Annotated in this window: 15 protein-coding genes; 7 read left to right on the forward strand and 8 right to left on the reverse strand. The window is 65.0% G+C overall.

Going from position 1 to position 19215, the window contains the following annotated elements:
* Positions 1 to 3: 3 nt before the first annotated feature.
* Positions 4 to 939, forward strand: a complete 936-nt coding sequence (rbsK, locus tag FBZ93_RS06465) for a ribokinase (RefSeq protein WP_146985107.1) — start codon at positions 4 to 6, stop codon at positions 937 to 939.
* Positions 940 to 1038: 99 nt separating this feature from the next.
* On the opposite strand, the gene FBZ93_RS06470 is transcribed toward rbsK, so the two are convergent.
* Positions 1039 to 2256 (reverse strand): NAD(P)/FAD-dependent oxidoreductase, encoded by a 1218-nt coding sequence (locus FBZ93_RS06470; RefSeq protein ID WP_146985108.1) that lies wholly within the window; start codon positions 2254 to 2256, stop codon positions 1039 to 1041.
* Positions 2257 to 2516: 260 nt separating this feature from the next.
* Here FBZ93_RS06470 and FBZ93_RS06475 point away from each other — a divergent pair, with 260 nt between their 5' ends.
* Positions 2517 to 3308 (forward strand): enoyl-CoA hydratase/isomerase family protein, encoded by a 792-nt coding sequence (locus FBZ93_RS06475; RefSeq protein ID WP_146985109.1) that lies wholly within the window; start codon positions 2517 to 2519, stop codon positions 3306 to 3308.
* A 215-nt stretch (positions 3309 to 3523) separates the two neighbouring features.
* On the opposite strand, the gene FBZ93_RS06480 is transcribed toward FBZ93_RS06475, so the two are convergent.
* From FBZ93_RS06480 to FBZ93_RS06495, 4 genes are all read right to left on the reverse strand, one after another.
* Positions 3524 to 4864: a TRAP transporter large permease gene (locus tag FBZ93_RS06480; RefSeq protein WP_050426215.1), complete on the reverse strand. Its 1341-nt coding sequence runs from the start codon at positions 4862 to 4864 to the stop codon at positions 3524 to 3526.
* Entirely contained in the window at positions 4861 to 5445 is a 585-nt protein-coding gene (locus tag FBZ93_RS06485; RefSeq protein ID WP_146985110.1) for a TRAP transporter small permease, read from the reverse strand. Before FBZ93_RS06485 ends, FBZ93_RS06480 begins: the two co-directional genes overlap by 4 nt.
* 150 nt (positions 5446 to 5595) lie before the next feature.
* On the reverse strand, positions 5596 to 6597 hold the full coding sequence (locus FBZ93_RS06490) for a TRAP transporter substrate-binding protein (protein WP_146985111.1): 1002 nt from the start codon (positions 6595 to 6597) through the stop codon (positions 5596 to 5598).
* 152 nt (positions 6598 to 6749) lie between these two features.
* Positions 6750 to 8453 carry an IlvD/Edd family dehydratase gene (locus FBZ93_RS06495; protein WP_146985112.1) on the reverse strand — a complete coding sequence of 568 codons (1704 nt, stop codon included), beginning with the start codon at positions 8451 to 8453 and terminating at the stop codon, positions 6750 to 6752.
* 173 nt (positions 8454 to 8626) lie between these two features.
* On the opposite strand from FBZ93_RS06495, the gene FBZ93_RS06500 reads away from it, so the two are divergent.
* Together FBZ93_RS06500 and FBZ93_RS06505 are read left to right on the forward strand one after the other, a co-directional pair.
* Complete coding sequence (locus tag FBZ93_RS06500) at positions 8627 to 9319, forward strand: GntR family transcriptional regulator (RefSeq protein WP_146985113.1); 693 nt, start codon at positions 8627 to 8629, stop codon at positions 9317 to 9319.
* A 34-nt stretch (positions 9320 to 9353) separates the two neighbouring features.
* A complete protein-coding gene (locus tag FBZ93_RS06505; protein WP_146985114.1) occupies positions 9354 to 9926 on the forward strand; it encodes an invasion associated locus B family protein in 573 nt (190 codons plus the stop codon).
* Here FBZ93_RS06505 and FBZ93_RS06510 read toward each other — a convergent pair whose 3' ends face one another.
* A complete protein-coding gene (locus FBZ93_RS06510; protein ID WP_146985115.1) occupies positions 9927 to 10748 on the reverse strand; it encodes an NAD-dependent epimerase/dehydratase family protein in 822 nt (273 codons plus the stop codon). It lies immediately after the preceding gene.
* 125 nt (positions 10749 to 10873) lie between these two features.
* Here FBZ93_RS06510 and FBZ93_RS06515 point away from each other — a divergent pair, with 125 nt between their 5' ends.
* Positions 10874 to 11836, forward strand: coding sequence for an SMP-30/gluconolactonase/LRE family protein (locus tag FBZ93_RS06515; protein ID WP_146985116.1), 963 nt, complete (start codon positions 10874 to 10876; stop codon positions 11834 to 11836).
* Positions 11837 to 12055: 219 nt separating this feature from the next.
* On the opposite strand, the gene FBZ93_RS06525 is transcribed toward FBZ93_RS06515, so the two are convergent.
* Both FBZ93_RS06525 and FBZ93_RS06530 read right to left on the reverse strand, forming a co-directional pair.
* Positions 12056 to 13489 (reverse strand): aldehyde dehydrogenase family protein, encoded by a 1434-nt coding sequence (locus tag FBZ93_RS06525; protein ID WP_076862559.1) that lies wholly within the window; start codon positions 13487 to 13489, stop codon positions 12056 to 12058.
* Positions 13490 to 13793: 304 nt separating this feature from the next.
* Positions 13794 to 16160, reverse strand: a complete 2367-nt coding sequence (locus FBZ93_RS06530; RefSeq protein WP_146985117.1) for a transketolase — start codon at positions 16158 to 16160, stop codon at positions 13794 to 13796.
* A gap of 131 nt (positions 16161 to 16291) precedes the next feature.
* Here FBZ93_RS06530 and FBZ93_RS06535 point away from each other — a divergent pair, with 131 nt between their 5' ends.
* Positions 16292 to 16753: an Lrp/AsnC family transcriptional regulator gene (locus FBZ93_RS06535; protein ID WP_016841346.1), complete on the forward strand. Its 462-nt coding sequence runs from the start codon at positions 16292 to 16294 to the stop codon at positions 16751 to 16753.
* 479 nt (positions 16754 to 17232) lie between these two features.
* A complete protein-coding gene (locus FBZ93_RS41705) occupies positions 17233 to 18936 on the forward strand; it encodes a Spy/CpxP family protein refolding chaperone (protein WP_283810811.1) in 1704 nt (567 codons plus the stop codon).
* The last annotated feature ends 279 nt before the right edge of the window (positions 18937 to 19215 follow it).

Raw genomic sequence — 19215 nt, forward strand, 5'->3', positions numbered from 1 at the left:
GGCATGGGGCGCGTCTTCGTCGCCGGCAGCATCAATATGGACGTGGTGGCGACCGCCGACCGCCACCCGAAGGTCGGCGAAACCGTCGCCGGCGAGGCCGTGCTGTATTTCCCCGGCGGCAAGGGCGCCAACCAGGCGGTGGCATCGGCCAAGCAGGGCGTACCGACCACGCTGATCGGCCGGCTCGGCACCGATGCGTTCGGCAGGGAGCTGAGAAGCTTTCTAGCCGCGCAAGGCGTCGATCTCAGCTTCGTCAAGGATACCGACGGCACGCATTCGGGCACCGCGATCATCACGCTCGCCAATGCCGACAACACGATCGTCGTCGTGCCCGGGGCCAACGGGTTGGTCGATGCCGATGATGTCGCAGCACCCGTGCTCGCGAAAGGTGACGTCGCAGTCAGCCAGTTCGAGATCCCGCTGCCGACGATCGCCGCGTTCTTCCGCCGCGCCCGCGCCGCCGGCGCCACCACGATCCTCAATCCGGCACCGGCCAAACCGGCCGACAAGGCGCTGCTCGATCTCGTCGATGTCCTGATCCTCAACGAGACCGAGCTCAGCCTCCTTACGGGAACAGAGCTGCGCGACAGCGATGACCCGTTGCGCTTCGCCGAGGCGGCGCGAACCTTGGGGCGAGGCAAGACCGTTTGCGTCACGCTCGGCAAACGCGGCGTGCTGGCGCTGGTCGCGGACCAGCCGCTGCTCGTGCCCGGGCGCGAGGTCAAGGCCGTCGACACCACAGGCGCCGGCGACTGTTTCGTCGGCGCCCTCGCCGCGCAGCTTGCTATCGGCAAGCCGCTCGGCGACGCGCTGGCCTATGCCAACATTGCCGCCTCGATTTGCGTGCAACGGATGGGAGCTGCGCCGTCGATGCCCACGGCGCAGGAGGTGGAGGATACTCTCTCCCCACGTCGTCCCGGCGAAAGCCGGGACCCATAACCACCGCTGTCAAATGCTGCGCAGCGCAGGAACGACCATCCCCGTAAACAACTCAGGCCGCGGAGTATGGGTCCCGGCTTTCGCCGGGACGACGAGTCGTTAGGAAAGCGCACTCTTCAAATCAAAACTCGCATCCGCCGCCTGCTCCGGCGTGATCGAACCGCCTGCGCCGAGCAGCCGGCGGCCGAACATGTGGTCGCCGGCGCGATTGACCGACTCGATGCCGAGCAGCCTGTCGCCGCGATAGCAGAACGCCGAGAACGCGCCCTGCGCGCGATCGCCGCGCACCACGACGCGGTCGTAGCCGGTGGTGAGACCGGCCATCTGCAGCTTGTCAGGGCCCTGGTCGCTCCAGAACCACGGCAGGCCGTCATAGACCTCGGTCTTGCCGGTCAGCCGCGATGCCACACAGCGCGCATGGTCGGTCGCGTTCTGCACCGACTCCAGCCGCAGCGATCCGCCGAAGCGCTTGCTGGTGTAGAGCGTACAATCGCCGATCGCGGAGACATTCGGATCGGCGGTCAGAAGATGCTCGTCGACGATGATACCGGATGCGACCGGCAGGCCGGCCTCCGCGGCAAGCTCGACATTCGGCAGCACGCCGACGCCGACCACGACGAGATCGGCCGGGATGTGCGTGCCGTTGCTCAGGCTGACGCCGGTGACCTTCGCACCATCGGCCTCGATCGCCGTGACCTGCACGCCGAGGTGAATCCGGATGCCGGCAGCCGCGTGGCGCGACTGCGAGAACTCGGAAATCTCCGCGGTCACCGCGCGCGCCATCACGCGGGAGGCGAGCTCGACCACGTCGACCTCGAGGCCCTTCGCCCGTGCGGTGGCCGCGAATTCGAGCCCGATGAAGCCCGCGCCGATCACGACGACGCGCATGCCGGGCGCGATCAGATCGCGCAGCGCCTGGCTCTCGTCGAGGATGCGCAGGTAGCGGACCCCGTCGAGCTTGGCGTTGGGAATATCGAGCAGCCGGTTCCGCGCGCCGGTCGCGAGCACCAGATGGCCATAGTCGAGCGAGGTGCCGGAGGCGAGCGCCACTTTCCGCGCATTGCGGTCGACCGCGTGGGCGCGATCAGTGATCAGCTCGACCTTGTTGTCCTGGTAGAATTTCTCGGGCCGGAACATCAGGGTCTCGGGCCCGCCCGTCCCCTTCAGATAGGCCTTCGACAATGGCGGCCGTTGGTACGGCAAATGGCCTTCGTCATTGAGCAGGGTGATGCGCTCGGCGAAGCCCGCCTGGCGCAGCGACGCCGCGAGCTGGAAGCCGGCATGTCCGGCACCGACGATGATGACCGAGCCCGTCATCGGAACAACCCAAATACGCGCGAGCAGGAGCGACCCATGCCGTTTCCTCTTGTCGATGTTAGCTTGCTTGCCCCGTCCCCACAGCGCTCGTGTCTGCGTACCGAAGGCTGACGGCCATTTGGCCTCATGGCTCGCGCTGATGCAAGGGGGTCTCGGGCAAATCTGGGCGCCCGAACGCCGCCTCTGGACGCCGGGCCGCATTGCCACGGCTCCCGCCAAGGCCTTAAATGTCCGGAACCAACAAGCCCAAGGTCCTCAAAATGTCCGCTCCCGCCTCCCCCAACGATCCCGCTCTGCTCCGCATCGACGGCGCCATCGCGACCATCACGCTGAACCGGCCGGCCGCGTTCAATGCGATCGACCTGACGATCGCCAGGAAGCTCGAACAGCTCAGCGCCGAGGTTGAAGCCAACAACAATGTCCGCGTGCTGATCATCGAGGGCGAAGGCCGCGCCTTCTGCGCCGGCGGCGATCTGCAGACCATCGGCGCCGCCGCCGAAGCCAACACTGTCACCCCCGTGGTCAGCGAGATGCTTCATCACTACCACGCCTTCATCGAGACCGTACGGCGGATGCCAAAGATGGTGCTGTCCAGTGTGCACGGTTCGGCGGCCGGCGCCGGCATGGGCCTCGCCTTCGTGACCGACCTGTGCATCGCCGCAGAGGATGCCCGTTTCACGCCCGCCTATGCCAAGATCGGCGTGTCGCCGGATGGCGGCAGCACGGTCGGCATCGTCGGCACGGTTGGGACACGTCGCGCGTTGCAGATTTTCCTTGCTGAGGATGGCTTCACCGCGCAGCAGGCCTATGAATGGGGGCTGGTGGTCAAAACCGTCCCCGCGACGGAGCTGAAGGCCGCCACCCGGCAGTTCGCCGAACGCCTGGCGAAAAATCCGCCTGCCGCGATCGCGGCAACCAAATCACTGGTCTATCAGGCAGCCACCACGCCGACCAAGCAGCAGCTCGATGCCGAGGAGCACAAGATCATCACGACCATGCACACCGACGATTTCCGTGTCGCGGTGAAGAAGTTCACCAGCAAGTCGAAGTAGGAGCAGCAAGTACGACGGCCCCTTTTCTTAAGAGACTGTGCGACACCACCGTCATTGCGAGGAGCGAAGCGACGAAGCAATCCATATCTCAGCGAGCGGTGCGATGGATTGCTTCGCGGAGCCTGTCATCGGGCGCGCGTTCGCGCGACCCGTTGGCTCGCAATGACGTGGATGGAGGAGTGTGTACTCCTCGCCAGGGTTCTGCCCCAGTCAAACTAGTTCGGACAGATGTATCCCGTACCGCCTGGTGCCTTGAAGCAGCCGACGGATTCCGGGATCACCTGCTTGGGCAGCCACAGCACGACCTTCGGGAAATAGATCGTGAAGCAGATCGTGACCAGGAACACGACATAGATCGGCAACGCCGCCCGTAGCGCTTTTGCAAAGCTGATCCCGACGAATTTCGAGGCCATCAGCAGCACAAGCCCGTAGGGCGGCGTGATCAGGCCGAACGCGAGCGTCGCGATCAGCACCACGCCCATGTGCACGCCGTTGATGTCGCCAGCCTGGGTCAGCGCGTTGACCAGCGGCATGAAGATGATGATGGTCGGCACCGGCTCGATGAAGTCGCCGACCACGGTGAACAGCAGCACCATCAGCAGCATGATGAGATGCGGATCGTTGCCGGCGATCGAGGTGATCCAGTCGGCGATGTAGATCGCGCCGCGCAGATAGGCCAGCATCCAGCCGAACGCGTTCGCGGCGCCGATCGTGATCAGCGGCAGCGAGAAGATCAGGCCGGCGAGGCAGAAGTCGTACGGGATCTTCTTCAGGTGCCCGCGGTTCAGCGCCGGGATCACCACGATGATGATGTAGGCGACTGCAACCACACCGGCCTCGGTCGGCGTGAACCAGCCGGTCAGGATGCCGCCGAGCAGGATCACCGGGATCATCAGTGGCAGTGCGGCGTCACCGGCGGCGAACGCGACCTGGCGCAGCGGCGCGCGCGGCTTGCGCAGGCCCGAGGGGCCGAAGAAGTAGCAATAGATCATCAGCCCGAAGCCGATCATCAGCCCGGGGACCACGCCGGCCATGAACAGGCCGGCGATCGAGACATTGCCGACCGCGCCGTAGACCACCGCCGTGATGCTCGGCGGCACCAGCGCCGCGATGGTCGAGGCCGAGGCGATGATCGCGGCAATGAACGCCGGCTCATAGCCCTCCCGCCGCATCGGCCCGCCGAGCGCCCGGCTCATCACAGCCACATCGGCGGTGGTCGAGCCCGACATTTCCGAGAAGAACATGCTGAACACAACGACGACCTGCGACAGCCCGCCCCTGATATGCCCGACCAGCGACACCGACAGATTGGCGATGCGGACCACGACGTTCGCCGAGCTCATGAGCTCGCCGACCAAGAGGAAGAACGGGATCGCAAGCAGCGCCTCGGAATCGACGCCGTCAAAGATCTTCTGGATGATCGCCGCCAGCGAGACATCCGACAGCACCGCGCCGACGAACACGCCGGCCATCAGCGAGAACGGCACGGGCACGCCGAGATAGCCGAAGAACAGGAAGCAGAACGACATCAGCACAAGCACGACCGGTGCGCTCACGGCTGCGCTCCCGTGGCCGCGCCAGCGCTGACGGCTGGTATCGCAAGATCGTCGTCCGGCGGCTCCGGATGATCGAAGCCGTTGCGGATGCCGTTGACGAGCTGCTCGATAGTGAACAGGCCGATCAGGATTCCTGACAGCGGGATCACCGCATAGAGCGATGCGATCGGCGTGCCGGACGGCAGGCGGAAACTGCCGAAGCCGCGCAGGTAGTTCTGATAGCCATACCAGACCAGGCAGAAGGCGACACCCAGCACGACCAGCCGAATGACGATCTCGACGAATGTCCGCGACCGGCCGTGCATCGCTTCCGAGAGCGCGGTGAGATAGAGATGATCATTGCGCCGTGTCGCGACCGCGGCCCCGATGAAGATCGCGTAGATGAACAGCGTCGAGGTCACCTCCTGCAGCCACAGCCAGGGATGACCGATAGTGCGGGTGACGATGTCGGCGGTGACGGAGAGCGAGAAGCCGAAGCACAGCACGCCGCACAGCATCATCAGGATCAGCTCGAGCCGGTCGAGCGCCCGCCATTTCAGGTGCCGTTGCCGTTGCAGCACCAGTCTGTCGGCGATGGCCATCGAATGCTCCGTCCTCGTAGGTCGTCCCGGCGAAGGCCGGGACCCATAACCACCGGCGCCTGTTGTTTTGAGAAAGAACGGTGGCCGTGCTTCAACCGATCGGCCGCGGCGTATGGGTCCCGGCCTTCGCCGGGACGACGTATGAAGCGGCTAGTTGATCGCGCGGATCAGGTTCTTGATCTTCTCCGCGTGCGGACCGAGCTCCTTGGCGAGCTTGTCGAGATAGGGATCGGCGATGGCGGTGAAGCTCTTCTTGTCCACGTCCTCGACCACCTTGACGCCGAACGATTTCAGCTTGGTCAGCGCGTTCCGCTCCAGTTCGAACGCCTTCTGCGGCTCCTTGGCGCTGACCTCGTTGGCGGCGGCCTGCACCCACTGCTTCTGTTCGGCGGAGAGGCTCTGCCACAGCTTGTCGGAGACGAACAGCAGCGCATTGTTGGCCTCGTGCTCGGTGATAGAAAGCACCGGCGCGACCTCATAGTGCTTGTTGACGAGATAGACGTTGATGCTGTTCTCGGCGGCGTCGACCACGCCGGTCTGCAGCGAGGTGTAGACGCTGCCGAACGGCATATGCACCGTCTGCGCGCCGTAGGCCGGGAACATGGTGTCCTCGGTCGCGGTCGCCTGCACCCGGACCTTCAGGCCCTTGAGATCGCCGACGTTGTGGATTTCCTTCTTGCTATAGATGTGACGCACGCCCTGCGAGCCGGTGCCGATCACATGCAGGCCCTGGGCGGTGTCGTCGATCATCGTCTTGATGGCGTCGAACACCTTTGGATCGGCAAGCGCTTTGATCACATGGGCGTCATTGCGGAACAGAAAGTGCAGCGACATCACGCCGGCCTGCGGCGAGATCGTCGCGGTATTGGCCGAGGAGATGATCGCGAACTCGATATCGCCCGACTTCACGAGCTGCAGCAGCTGCGGCTCCTGGCCGAGCTGCGCGCCGGGATATTGATCGACGATCATCGTCCCCTTGCTCAATTCCTTGAGCTTCTCGGCGAACAGATCACCGGCCACCGAATATCCGGTGTTGCGCGGCTGGTCGTAGGCGAAGCGGAAGTGCTTGACCTCCTGCGCACCGGCGCGCGCGGGCAGCAGCAGCGCTGCCGCGGCCATGGCGATCCCGACGATCCTGGCTGAAGTGCCCATCGCGACGTTCCCCCTGTTTTTGATTGACGCGATCATCCCATCAGTCCCGCGGGATTGTCAATAAAACAGAGGTAATCAGCTCGTCGTAGGCGCGAACGAGCGCCGCATTGCAGAAATTATCGACAATTCAGCAAGTGGCCGAACTTTGCGCGTCACTTCCCCTTGGCGCGCATGAAGTCGAAATCGCAGCCCTCGTCGGCTTGCAGGATCGTCTCATTGAACAGATGCGCATAGCCGCGCCTGGCCCAGTCAGGCGTGCCGACCGGCGCGAGCGCAGCGCGACGCTTCTCGAGCTCAGCCTTATCGACCAGCAGATCGATGCTGCGCTTGGCGACATCGAGGCGGATCATGTCGCCGTTCCGCACCAGGCCGAGCGGACCGCCGACGGCGGATTCCGGCGTGATGTGCAGCACGATGGTGCCGAACGCGGTGCCGCTCATCCGCGCATCGGAGATGCGGACCATGTCCTTGACGCCGGCGCGCGCGAGCTTCTTCGGGATCGGCAGGTAGCCCGCCTCCGGCATGCCGGGTGCGCCCTTCGGGCCGGCATTGCGCAGCACCAGCACGTCGTCGGCAGTGACATCGAGCGCGGGATCGTCGACCCGCAGCGTCATGTCCTCGACCGACTCGAACACCACGGCGCGGCCGGTGTGCTGCAGCAGCTTCGGGCTCGCCGCCGACTGCTTGATGACGGCACCGCGCGGCGCGAGATTGCCGTGCAGGATCGCCATCGCGCCTTCGGACTTGATCGGGTTGGCCTTGGAGCGGATCGCATCCTGTCCCGGCACGTCCTCCGCGTTGGCGACGACCTCGCGCAGGGTCTGACCGGTGATCGTCTTGGCATCGAGGTCGATGAGGTCGCCGAGCTGCACCATCAGTTTCGGCACGCCGCCGGCATGATGGAAGTGCTCCATGTAGTGCTCGCCCGACGGCTTGAGGTCGACCAGCACGGGTACCTCACGGCCCAGCCTGTCGAATGCCTCGAGGTCGATCTTGTGCGGAGAACGGTTGGCGATTGCGGTGAGATGAATGAGCCCGTTGGTCGAGCCGCCGATCGCCTGCATCACGACCTGCGCATTACGGAACGAGGACGGCGTCAGGATCTCGCTCGGCTTCGGTCCCTTGGTCTTCGCCATTTCGGCGGCGACGCGGCCGCTGGCTTCGGCGGAGCGGAAGCGTTCGGCATGCGGCGCCGGGATGGTCGCGCTCATCGGCAGCGACAGACCAAGCGCCTCGGTGATGCAGGCCATGGTGGAGGCCGTGCCCATCACCATGCAGGTGCCCACGGAAGGCGCAAGGCGCCCGTTGACCGCCTCGATCTCATTGTCGTCGATCTCGCCGGCGCGATACTTGCCCCACAGCCGGCGGCAGTCGGTGCAGGCGCCGAGCACCTCGCCCTTGTGATGACCGACCACCATCGGCCCGACCGGAATCACCACCGTCGGCAGGTCGGCGCTGATCGCGGCCATGATCTGTGCCGGCAGGGTCTTGTCGCAGCCGCCGATCACGATTACCGCATCCATCGGCTGGGCGCGGATCATCTCCTCGGTGTCCATCGCCATCAGGTTGCGCAGATACATCGAGGTCGGATGGGCAAAGCTCTCGGCGATCGAGATGGTCGGGAATACGAACGGCATCGCGCCCGACAGCATCACGCCGCGCTTCACGGCCTCGATGATCTGCGGAACGTTGCCGTGGCAGGGGTTGTAGTCGCTGTAGGTGTTGGTGATGCCGACGATCGGGCGATTGAGCGCATCGTCCGAATAGCCCATCGCCTTGATGAACGCCTTGCGCAGGAACAGCGAGAAGCCGGCGTCACCATAGCTGGTCAGTCCCTTGCGAAGTCCGTCGGCCATTTTCTTCTCGTCCCGTGGTTGTTCGGGCGCACTTAAGGAGCGGCCGGAATTATTGTCAATATGAGATAATCCAGAGGCAGTGCGTGGCTGGTCTGCGGCAAAATCGCCCTCATTATTGACAATAACCGCGGCGCCGTGCTGACCTCCGGCATCGCCCCCGAAGCCCAGAGCCCATGAAAGCCGAGCCCATCCCGCCCGAACTCCAGGCCCCCTCACGCGAGGAGGAACAGGCGGAAGTGATCCGCCGGCTGGAGGAGGACATCATCTTCGGCCGCTTTGCGCCGGGTTTGCGGCTGGTCGAGGATACCCTGATGCAGCGCTACGGCGCGAGCCGGCATTTCGTCCGCCAGGCGCTGTTCCAGCTCGAGCGCCAGGGCATCGTGCTGCGCGAGAAGAATGTCGGCGCCACGGTGCGGTTCTATTCGGCCGAGGAAGTGCGGCAGATCTACGAGGTGCGCGAGATGCTGACGCGCCAGGCCGCGTTGATGATCGCCCTGCCCGCGCCCGACGGCCTGATCGACCAGTTGAGCGAGCTGCAGCGGCACTACTGCCTCAAGGCCGACGCGCAGGACATGCGCGGCATCCACGAGACCAACGATGCATTCCACCTCGCGCTGTTCTCGGCCTGCGGCAATCCCTATCTGGTCCGCTCGCTGCAGGACTACATGAACCTGACGCTGCCGATGCGCGCCAAGAACCTCGCCGACAGCGAGGGGCTCGCGCTGTCGCGCCGTCAGCACGAACTGATGATCGAGCTCCTGAAGGGCCGCGACAGCTGGGCGCTGGCGCAGCTCTGCGTCGATCACATGCAGTACAGCAAGGCGGACTATCTCGTCCGCATCTCCAACGACAAAAAGCCGCAATAGCGCGATACGCGGCCTGCTCGTGAAGGAGACGGCGATGCGTTATGTGGCTTTGTTGATCGGATCGTGCGCTGCGCAGCTCGCGCTTGGCGGCATTGCTCAAGCGGCCGATCCGCGCGCGACAGAACTCACCTACGAGCCCTGGACCAAGACCTGCCTGACCGAGGCGAGTTGCTTCGTCGCTGCCGCCGCGCGCGGCCAGTGCGCGCCGTCGGGCGGCACCATCAGCATCTCGCCGCAGAGCAGCACGCGCGCGCTGCTGACCGCCAATGTCGGAACGCGGACCATGCTGGAAGGCACGATCAGTCTGCGGATCGATCAGGACGAGCCGATGCAGATCGCCCGGACGCACTGCTACACGCTCGGCTGCGGCGGCACGCTGGAGGCCAATGGCGAGCTGATCGAACGGCTCAAGCACGCGCAGACGATCGTGGTGGAAGCCAAGAACCTGACCGGGCAGAAGATCAGCCTCTCCTTCCCGCTCGCCCACTTCTCCCAGACCTATGACGGACCCGGAAGCGCCCCCAAGGCGACATCCGGGAAGAGCGCGAGCGAGCCGCAGCGCCAGCACACCGAGGCGGTGAAGCAGCTGCCGCAGTGCGACGACTGATCACTTCTTCCAGTCGATCACCCCTGTCCTGTCGCCGTCGAACTCCATGCTGCAGAACGCGCCGCCCTGGTAGTAATCGCCGACCGGATCGGGCGGCAGCTTGGCCTGCTCGGCCATCGCGTGTTCGCGAAAATCTTCGCCGCGGCCGGTCGGACGATAGCCGAGATCGTAGGCGCGGTGATTGTCCCACCACGAGCGCTCATTGTAGGACGCGCCGTACAGCACCTCGAAATGAATGTCGGGATGTTCGAGCCCGATGCGGCAGAGCTGCACCAGATCTTCCGGCTTGAGCCAGATCGACAGCCTGCGGTGATCGAGCGGCGCCTCGCCGAAATTGCCGATCCGGATGCAGGTGACTTTCATCCCGTGCTTGTCGGCATAGAGCGCGCCTAAGCCCTCGCCGAACACCTTGCTCACCCCGTAGCGACTATCCGGCCGCGCGGTGACGTCGGTGCCGATCCGATGGTGGCGCGGGTAGAAGCCGACCGCGTGATTGGATGAGGCGAAGATCACGCGCTTGACGCCCTGCTTGCGCGCCGCCTCGAACAGATTGTAGCCACCGATGATGTTGGCCTGCAGGATCGCATCCCAGGAACCTTCGACCGAATAGCCACCGAAATGCAGGATGCCGTCGACGCCCTCGCAGATCGCCTCGACTTGCGCGAGGTCGGCGAGATCGGCCGCCTTGAATTTTTCGTTGCTGCCGAGATCGGAGGGCTGCTTGATATCGCTCAGCAAGAGGTCCGGATAGATCGGCGGCAGCAGCTTGCGCAGGCTCGTTCCGATTCCACCCGATGCGCCGGTCATCAATATGCGTGGCATGCCGTCCCTCGTCCTTCCCGTTTGCTCAGTGCAATCCTTGGACCGAATTGCGATCGCAGGCCGACAATGATAGCAAACCATGCGCTCAAGGAAACACCATCGAAACACAACAACGAGAACAGCAAATGTCCGATGTTCATTCCGCCGGCTGGCATCCCGCGACCTGCTATCCCGATCCCGCGATCCACGCGCTCGATCCGCGCTTCGAGAAATACTGGCTAAAGCTCTCCGCCGTTGAACGCATCGCCACCGGCCTGCGCTGGGCCGAAGGTCCGGTGTGGTTCGGCGACGGCCGCTATCTGTTGTGCAGCGACATCCCGAACCAGCGTATCCTCAAATGGGAGGAAGAGACCGGCGCGGTCAGCATCTTCCGCAAGCCGTCGAACTTCGCCAACGGCAACACCCGCGATCGCCAGGGCCGGCTGATCACCTGCGAGCACGGCGGCCGCCGCGTCGTGCGCACCGAGTATGACGGATCGATTACGGTGCTGATCGATTCCTTAGGCGGCAAGCGGCTGAACTCGCCGAACGACGTCGTGGTGAAATCCGACGGCGCGATCTGGTTCACCGATCCGATCTTCGGCCTGCTCGGTAATTACGAGGGCTACAAGGCCGATCCGGAGATCGAGCCCAATGTCTACCGGCTCGATCCCGAAACCGGCAAGGCGACCATCGTCGCCGAGGGCGTGCTCGGCCCGAACGGGCTGTGCTTCTCGCCGGACGAGAAGATCCTCTACGTCGTGGAATCCCGCGGCGTGCCGAACCGCAAGATCCTGGCCTATGACGTGTCCGCCGACGGCACGACGATCTCCAACAAGCGCGTGTTCATCGATGCCGGTCCCGGCACGCCGGACGGCATGCGTTGCGACATCGACGGCAACCTGTGGTGCGGCTGGGGCATGGGCGATCCCGAGCTCGACGGCGTCGTGGTGTTCGCACCCGACGGCGTCATGATCGGCCGCATCGCGCTGCCGGAGCGCTGCGCCAATCTCTGCTTCGGCGGCGTCAAGCGCAACCGCCTGTTCATGGCGGCGAGCCAGTCGATCTATGCGCTCTACGTCAACACCCAAGGCGCGTTGGGTGGTTGAGTTGCTCCGTCGTCCCGGCGAAGGCCGGGACCCATACCGCGTAATCTATCGAGCAAGGAAGTCGCAGTACCACGGCACGGCCAGTCTTCGCCAAACTCCTCCCTGTGGTTATGGGTCCCGGCTTTCGCCGGGACGACGGCTAAAATGGCACGTTCAAAACGTCTGACGCCGGAGCGGTGATCCGCCCCGGCGCCAGAACGTCGTCTCTCGTGGCTTAGCTTACGCGGCGTTGTAGCCGGCGACCGCCTTGGCCTCGAGATATTCTTCCAGACCGTAGCGGCCCCACTCGCGGCCGTTGCCCGACTGCTTGTAGCCGCCGAACGGCGCGGAACGCTCGTTCGGCACGCCCTGCAGGTTGACGTTGCCGGCGCGGATCTGGCGGCCGACGCGGCGCGCGGTTTCCACGGTGTCGGCCGAGACGTAACCGGCCAGACCATACGGCGTGTCGTTGGCGATCTTCACGGCTTCAGCTTCGTCCTTGGCGCCGAGGATGGTCAGCACCGGTCCGAAGATCTCCTCGCGGGCGATCGTCATGTCGTTGGTGACGTCGGCGAAGATGGTCGGACGGACATAGAAGCCCTTGTTGACGCCCTCGGGCAGGCCCGGACCACCGGCGACGAGCGTTGCGCCCTCGTCGATGCCCTTCTGGATCAGCGCCTGGATCTTGTCCCACTGGCCGCGGTTGACGACCGGGCCGATCGTGGTGCCATCAGCACGCGGATCACCGGCCTTGGTCTTGTCGGCGACGCCCTTCGCGATCGCGGCCACTTCCTTCATCTTGGAGAGCGGCACGATCATGCGCGACGGCGCGTTGCAGGACTGGCCCGAGTTGTTGAACATGTGCATCACGCCGCCGGTCACTGCCTTGGCGAGGTCAGCACCCTCGAGGATCACGTTCGGCGACTTGCCGCCGAGCTCCTGGCTGACGCGCTTGACGGTCGGCGCCGCACGCTTGGCGACATCGACGCCGGCGCGGGTCGAGCCGGTGAACGAGATCATGTCGATGTCCGGATGCTCGCTCATCGCGGCACCCACCTCCGGGCCGAGGCCGTTGAGCAGATTGAACACGCCCTTCGGCACGCCGGCTTCATGGAGGATCTCCGCGAAGATCAGCGCCGAGGTCGGGGTGAACTCCGACGGCTTCAGGATCATGGTGCAGCCGGCGGCGAGCGCGGGCGCGACCTTGCAGGCGATCTGGTTGAGCGGCCAGTTCCAGGGCGTGATCATGCCGACCACGCCGACCGGCTCGCGCACGATCACGGCGGTGCCCATGGTCTCCTCGAACTCGTACTTCTTCAGCACTTCGAGGGTGTTCATGAGGTGGCCGAGGCCGGCGCCTGCCTGCAGCTTCTCGGCCATCGGCAGCGGCGCGCCCATCTCGTCGGAGACGGCGGCGCCGATCTCCTTCATGCGGCCCTTGTAGACCTCGACGACCTTGGTGAGCAGCGCGATACGCTCTTCGCGGCTGGTCTTGGAATAGGTCTCGAACGCGCGCTTGGCGGCGGCGACTGCCTTGTCGACATCGGCCTTGGAGCCGAGCGCAATCTCGTACATCGCTTCTTCGGTCGCCGGATTGACGACGGGGGTGGACTTGCCTTTGACGACGGGATCGACCCAGGCGCCATCGATGTAGAATTGCATACGATTGACCATCGGAAACCTCTTGTAGGGGGCGTATGGATAAGGGGAACGGAAAGCGTTCGGCAGGCATCCTTGCACGAAAGCAGGGCGAATTGAACCCGCCATATGCGGGGCGCGGCTCGTGCACGCGAACGGGATATAAGGTCGGTTGCGCGCGGCTGGCAAGGCCACGAAGTGTCGTCCCGGCGAACGCCGCGACCCATTGCCACCGATGCTGGTGTTGCGGAAGGCTGGGACGACGAGTCGCGTTCAAAACACCATTCTGTGGTAATGGGTCCCGGCTTTCGCCGGGACGACGACATGGTGAGAGCCGGGGCTACACCGCCATCTTGCGATGCCGCACCGGGGCGCCGACTGAGACGCTTTCTGCCGCATCGATGATGGCGTTGGCGTCGATGCCGTAGTGCCGGTAGAGGTCGCCGATCGTGCCGGTCTGGCCGAAATGCTCGACGCCGAGCGCCTCGAGGCGGTGGCCGCGCACGCTGCCGAGCCAGCCGAGCGTTGCCGGATGGCCGTCGATCACGGTCACGATGCCGCAGTCGCGGCCGAGCGGCGCCAGCATGCGCTCGATATGACTCAAATGCTGCGCGCCGCGGCGGTCGCGCCGTAAATTCCGCGCGGCGGACCAACCCGCATAGAGCCGGTCGGCCGAGGTTACCGCCAGGAGACCGACATCGCGGTGGCTCTCGCCGATCAGGCCGACTGCCTCGATCGCCTCAGGGGCGACGGTGCCGGTATAGGCGATGACGATGTCGCAGTTCGGGCCCGGCCTGCGCATCCAGTAGGCGCCGTCGGTGATGTCGCGCTGGAGGTCCGGCGTCATGATCCGTTGCGGCTGCTCCAGCATTCGCGTCGAGAGTCGCAAGTAAACCGAACCACCCTCGGCGCCCTCGCGCTGCATGTGGCCAAAGCCCCAGCCCATGATCACGGCAAGTTCATCGACGAAGGCCGGATCGAACGAGGCGAGCCCGTCCTGCCCGATCCCGATCAGCGGCGTCTTGATCGACTGATGCGCGCCGCCTTCCGGCGCCAGCGAGATGCCGGACGGCGTCGCCGCCACCATGAAGCGGGCGTCCTGGTAGCAGGCGTAGTTCAACGCATCGAGGCCGCGCTCGATGAAGGGATCGTACAGCGTGCCGACCGGCAACAACCGCGCGCCGTTGATCTGGTGCGACAGGCCGAGCGCCGAGAGCATGATGAACAGGTTCATCTCGGCGATGCCGAGTTCGAGATGCTGGCCCTTCGGGGAGTACTCCCAGGTGTAGGCGGACGGGATCTTCTCCTGCCGGAACAGGTCATGGTTCTCCGCCTTGGCGAACAGCCCGCGGCGATTGACCCAGGCGCCGAGATTGGTCGAGACGGTGACGTCGGGCGATGCGGTGACGATGCGCGATGCGAGCTCGCTGTCGCCGCGCGCCAGTTCATGCAGCACGAGGCCAAAACCCTGCTGGGTCGACATCTGCGGCGACGCCTTGAACGCCAGCCGCTCCGGCACATCGATGACGGGCGCCGACAGCCGGCGGCGGCCCTCGCGGTTGAACGGCGCCTCGGCCAGGAACGCCTCGAGCTTCGCAGGCTGCTGCGTCAGGCCCTCGAACTTGTCCCACTCGTGTCCGGTGCGGATGTTCTGCGCGGCGCGCCACTTCTCCATCTGCGCCACCGTCATCAGGCCCGCGTGATTGTCCTTGTGGCCCTGCATCGGCAGGCCGACACCCTTGATGGTGTAGGCGATGAAGCAGACCGGCCGATCATGATCGACCGCCTCGAACGCCTCGATCATGCTTGCCATGTCGTGACCGCCGAGGTTCGACATCAGCGCCAACAATTCGTCGTCGCTGCGGCGCTCGATCAGGGCCGACACCTCGCCCTGGTCGCCGATATCGTCGCGCAGGTGCTTGCGGAACGCGGCACCGCCCTGGAAGCACAGCGCCGCGTACATCTGGTTCGGGCAATTGTCGATCCAGCGCTTGAGCGCGTCGCCGCCGGGCTCGGCGAACGCTTCCAGCATCAGCTTGCCATACTTCACGATCACCACGTCCCAGCCGAAATTGCGGAACATGGTCTCGAACTTGGCCCACAGCCCCTCGCGCACCACGGCGTCGAGCGACTGCCTGTTGTAATCGACCACCCACCAGGTGTTGCGCAGGCCGTGCTTCCAGCCCTCCAGCAGCGCCTCGAAGATGTTGCCCTCGTCCATCTCGGCGTCGCCGACCAGCGCGATCATGCGGCCCTCGGGCCGATCCTGCAGCCAGCCATGTGCCTTGACGTAGTCCTGGACCAGCGAGGCGAACAAGGTCTGCGCCACGCCGAGGCCGACCGAGCCGGTCGAGAAGTCGACATCATCGACATCCTTGGTGCGCGACGGATAGGACTGCGCGCCCTTGTAGCCGCGGAAATTTTCCAGCTTGTCGCGGGTCTGGTGGCCGAACAGATACTGGATCGCATGGAACACCGGGCTCGCATGCGGCTTCACCGCGACGCGGTCCTGCGGACGCAGCACCGAGAAATACAGCGCCGACATGATATTGGCGAGCGAGGCCGACGAGGCCTGGTGGCCGCCGACCTTCAGCCCATCGCTCGAGGGCCGCACATGGTTGGCATGATGGATGGTCCACGACGACAGCCACAGCACCTTGCGGGACAGAGCGGACAACATCTCGAGGCGTTCAGGCGCAATTCCCATGGCAATGCTCCCAGCGATATCCGCCGATGTTACTGCCGCCGGGACCGCCGAAAATCTCAATTCCACGCGACAGCACAGGAAAAATTGGGATAAATTCCCACGATCCCGCCGCAACTGACGAGTTCATACCAATGCCTGCCCTCGATGCCATCGACCGCAAGATCCTGAGTCTGCTCCAGACCGACAGCCGCATGACCATGCAGGAGCTCGCCGACAAGGTCGGGCTGTCGGTGTCGCCCTGCCATCGCCGGGTCAAGCTGCTCGAGGAACGCGGCGTGATCTCTCGCTACATCGCAACCGTCGACCAGAAATCGATCGGGCTGCATGTCTCGGTCTTCATCTCGATCAAGCTGGCGCGGCAGAAGGAGGAAGACCTCAACCGCTTCGCGCGCGCGATCTCGAAATGGGACGAGGTGCTCGAATGCTATTTGATGACCGGCAACCGCGACTATCTGTTGCGCGTCGTCGCCGCCGACCTCTCCTCCTATGAAGCGTTCCTGAAGAACAAGCTGACCCGTCTCGACGGCATCGCCTCGATCGAGTCGAGCTTTGCGCTGAGCCAGGTGAAGTATTCGACGGCGCTACCGGTGTGAGGTCTCGCTGTGTTGGATTCCACTCGCGCCAAACCCTCGATGTCGTCCCTGCGAAAGCAGGGACCCATACTCCGCGGCTTACGCGATAAGCGGGACTCGTCGTTCCGGCATCGCTCACAAATCACCATTCGTGGTTATGGTCCCTGCTTTCGCAGGGACGACACCGAGTACGTTGCGCGGTCGGTGGCCATGGATAAGCGTTCTCGCCACATGATTTGTCCGAGCTTTGCTCTTCGTTCCACCCTCTCTCGAACAGAGGACGCAGGGAAAGCCGGGTGCCGATCGCACCCACAGGGTCTCCGTCGCGCAACTCAGTGATTGGCGCAAAGAAGTGGCCGGCGGCGAAGTCAGGGCCGCCGCTGCGGAACAACCCGCCCGCAAAGAGTTGCGTGCAATTCACGTCGCGGCGGGAACCGAGCGGCAATGTGGTGTGTTGGTGTCAGGCATTATTGAGTGTTTTGCCACAAGTGAGAACGAACATGGCTCGCCGTAAACATCCGTGGTTGGCACTTGTCGCAGTTCTCGCGGCCGCAGCATCGCTGACGCTGCCTGCGGATCCCGCTCAGGCGGCCCGCGGCGGAGGTGGAGGTCATGGCGGCGGCGGTGGCGGATTTCATGGCGGCGGAGGCGGCGGCTTCCACGGCGGAGGCGGCGGCTTCCACGGTGGAGGTGGCGGTTTCCACAGCGGCGGTGGATTTCACGGTGGTGGCGGTGGTTTCCGCGGCGGTGCGATGGGCGGCTTCCACGGCGGTGGTGGTGGCTTCCACGGCGGCGCCGCCCGCGCGGGCGGTTTCCATACCATCCATGCGGCTCCCCATGCCGCGACAAGGATGGGGCGCAGCGGCGGCGGGCGGCAATTCCATGCCGTCCACAACCCGGCCATGACCCACGGCCCGGCCGTCAGCCGCAATCCGGCGATCTCGCACGGCGTAGCTGCGGGCCGCCAGGCGCCCTCGGCCGCCGCGATGCGTCGCAACGCCAGCGCCGTCGGCCGCACTTTGTCTTCGCGTCCGGTCACGGCCGCCCTGCGCAGCCCGGGCGGCTTGCGTAACCCGGCGGCGCGCGCCGCGGTCATGACGGCCGCCGCCGGCGCAGCCTGGGGGATTCACAACAACAATGGCGGCTGGTGGTGGCGCCATCCGCATGGCGGGTTCGGCTGGATCGGCCCGGTGTTCTGGCCCTACGCCTATTACGATCTCTACGACTATGCCTGGTGGGGCGACGACTACGACCCGTACTTCTGGGACTATGGCTACAACGACATCTATACCGGCCTGTTCGGTCCGTATGACTACGATGCCCTGAGCGGCTATGCCTATTATCTGCCCGGCTACGCCGGTCCGCGGCCACAGGTGACAGGCCGATCCAGTGCGCCCACTCAGACCGCGACCCTGGCCGACATGTGCGGCAGCGACCGAAGCGACATCGCGGGCTTCCCGATCGAGCAGTTCCGCAGCGCCATTCAGCCCAACGCCGAGCAGAGCGCAGCACTCGACGAACTCGCCAGCGCATCGCAGAAGGCGTCCGAGACCATTCTCAATTCATGTCCCAAGGACGTGCCGGTGACCGCGCCGAGCCGCCTCGCCGCGATGCAGCAGCGCCTCCAGGCGATGCGCGATGCGGTCGGCATCCTGCAACCGGCGCTGGAGAAGTTCTACGGGCTGCTCAGCGACGACCAGAAAGCCAAGGTGACCGCGCTGGCGGCAAATCAGCAACGCGGGACGCGCGAAGCGACGTCCGGCAACGGCAATTGCAACGCGGCGCAACCGGCCGCCATCGCATGGCCCGGCGACGTCATCGAACGCGACGTCAGGCCGACCGACGCACAACGCGCGAGCCTCGACGCCTTGCGCGATGCGGCGACAAAGGCCGAGGACACGTTGAAATCGTCCTGTCCGCCCGCCGACGCGCGCACGCCTCCGGCACGCCTTGCGGCGGTCGGAGCAAGACTCGACTCCATGCTTCAGGCGATCGGAACGGTCCGCCCGGCCCTCGACACCTTCTATAGTTCGCTCAGCGACGAGCAGAAGGCCGCGTTCGACGCGGTCGGCCCCGAGCGCGACAGCGGCAGGAGCGCGATGGCCGCCGCTGGCGGCGACGAACCGCCGCGAGGTCATCATCGCCGCCACCACCGTCACGGTCCGAACATCGGCGGCATGATCTTCCGGATGATGGGCCTGTAAGGCTCGCCGTCGCCTCTCGCTTTGGCGGCACCACCTTCCGCGATGCCGCCTGCGCGCTACGGCGCGATCCAGATGCCAATCGCGATGATCGCCAATGAGACGGCAATCACGAGCACGTCGGTCGTGAGCCACTCCGGCATTCCATTTGCTGGCTGCTTGCTCATGTCCGCGACTCCCTCTGTTCGCGCCGAGCCACCATGCTGAAGCGGATAACGCACCAACGTGCGTGAAGCAGATCACACCAGGCAGGAAAAAATGATTGCCAAAATTCTTCCGCGC

Origin of the sequence: Bradyrhizobium macuxiense (assembly GCF_007993935.1) — a bacterium.
Classification (GTDB): domain Bacteria; phylum Pseudomonadota; class Alphaproteobacteria; order Rhizobiales; family Xanthobacteraceae; genus Bradyrhizobium; species Bradyrhizobium macuxiense_A.